The 2105-nt window shown below is 70.0% G+C and carries 2 protein-coding genes; both read right to left on the bottom strand.

Translation table 11 applies throughout. The features are described from left to right. Nucleotides 1-92: 92 nt before the first annotated feature. Nucleotides 93-1349, bottom strand: a complete 1257-nt coding sequence (locus tag AC1D2K_RS33850; RefSeq protein WP_478094710.1) for a cation:proton antiporter — start codon at nt 1347-1349, stop codon at nt 93-95. 47 nt (nt 1350-1396) lie between these two features. Next, nucleotides 1397-2105 (bottom strand): NAD-dependent epimerase/dehydratase family protein (locus AC1D2K_RS33845; RefSeq protein WP_478094708.1); only part of this gene is annotated, 709 nt, incomplete at its 5' end.

Below are 2105 nucleotides of genomic sequence, written 5' to 3'. Positions count from 1 at the left end.
GTTGGCACCGAAGCAGGCCGAGTTCGCACGCCTTCGGCGAGCTCCGGAGCAAGCACAGGATCGAGCGTGACCCGGCCTGGCGGCGGGAGGCATCAGGCCGGCGCCTCGATGCGCGCGCCCGCGCTGCGATCGCGCGTCACCCAGTTGAAGAGCGGCGTCGCCATCAGCGTCGTGAAGATCGCCATCAGCACCAGGATCGAAAACAGGCCCGGCAGGATCACGCCGGCCTGCAGGCCGATGTTGATGATGATGAGCTCCATCAGGCCGCGCGCATTCATCAGCGACCCGATCGCGAGCGCATCGCGCTGGTTCTCGCCGGCCAACCGGGCCGCGGCCCAGCAGGCGATGCCCTTGCCGCAGAACGAGGCTGCCAGGATGGCCATGGCGCCGAGCAGGATGCCGGGCTCGAACAGCACCGCCAGCCGGGTGTTGAGGCCCGAATAGGTGAAGAACATCGGCAGCAGGAAGATGACGACGAAGGGCTGGAGCTGCTCGCGCAGCTTCTCGGTCAGGACGCCGCGCGGCAGCACCGCGCCGAGCAGGAAGCCGCCGAAGACCGCATGGATGCCGATCGCATCCATCGCGAAGGCGCTCAGGCAGAACAGCACCAGCACGACCGCCAGCAGCGAGCTGCTCAGGGGCGCGTCCGGCCGGACGTGCCGCGCCAGCCGCTTGAGCAGCCGGGAACCGATGAACACCATGAAGAGCGCGTAGCCCACCCCGYCACCGATCGCCGCATAGGCACCGCCCCACGAGCCGCCGAAGCTCGCCAGCACGACCGCCAGGATGCACCAGGCGGCCGCATCGTCGACCGCGCCCGCCGTCAATGCCAGTGTGCCGAGCGAGGTGCCCGCGAGACCGCGCTCATGGATGATGCGCGCCAGCATCGGAAAGGCGGTGATGGCGATGGCCGCCCCGAGGAACAGCGCCGCCTCCAGCGGCTTGGCGCGGGCCGAGAACAGGCCCGGAATCTCGTGCAGCCATGGCGTCAGCGCAAAGGCGAGCACGAACGGCACCAGGATGCCGGCTGCGGACACCGAGGCGGCGCTTCGAAAACGGCTCTTGAAATGGTCGGCGCGGAATTCGGTGCCGACCAGGAACATGTACAAGCCCACCCCGAGCTGGCCCCCGACGTAGAGCATGCCCAGCGTCTCCTTGGGAAACAGGGCGCGCTGCAACTCGGGCAGGAAAAGTCCGAACAGCGAAGGGCCGAGCATCACGCCGGCGATCATCTCGCCCACGACCTGGGGCTGTCCGATCCGGCGCGCCAGGCGGCCGACGAGTTGACAGACCGCGATGATGAGCGCGACCTGCAGGAAGAAATAGACGGAGAGCTGGGTAACTGGCATGCGCCGATTTTGCCGGCCCGCGTTTCGCGCAACGGCTGCCGGATATTTCAGCCGCCCGATCGCAGCCCCGCGGCCACCGTCGGATAGCGCAGCCGCACGCGCAGCTCGCGCTTCAATCGCGTGTTGTCGAGCCGCCGCGATTCGCCCATGAAGCTCAGGAGCGACAAGGGCAGTTGCGCCTGCGCCTCGTGGCGCGCGATGCGCGGCGGCAGCGGCAGGCCGTACAGCCTGGCCGCGAGCTCGATGTAGTCGCCCATCTTGATCTCGCTGTCGTCGCTGGCGTGGAACACGCGCTGCGAGCCGCCGCGCCACAGCGCCGCCACGCAGGCGCGGGCCAGGTCGTCGGCGTGAATGTGGTTGGTATAGACATCGTCCTCGGCGCGCAGCACCGGCGTGCCCCGGCGCAAGCGCTCGCGCGGCGTGCCACCCTCGCGGTCGGGCGCATAGATGCCGGGAATGCGCAGGATGCGCGTGGCGACCCCGGCACGTCCGAGCCAACGCACCGTGCGCTCGGCATCGACGCGGCGGTGCGCGCGCGGCGTATCGGGCCGCACCGCACGCGTCTCTGCGATCAGGGCGCCGCCGCAATCGCCGTAGACCCCGCTGGTCGAGCCGTAGACGAGGGCCGAGGGCAGCGAGCGCAGCCGCAAGGCACGCGCCAGCGCCAGGCTGCGCGCATCGCGCCACCATCGTGCGCCCTCCTCCACGCGGGCCGGCGGGGCCAGATGGAGCACCCGGGTAGCGAGGCCTGAAAGC

The organism is Variovorax sp. P1_H12_2, from assembly GCF_056405335.1.
Note: the sequence above shows the minus strand (reverse complement) of the source record. Positions and strands in the feature narration are given on the sequence as shown.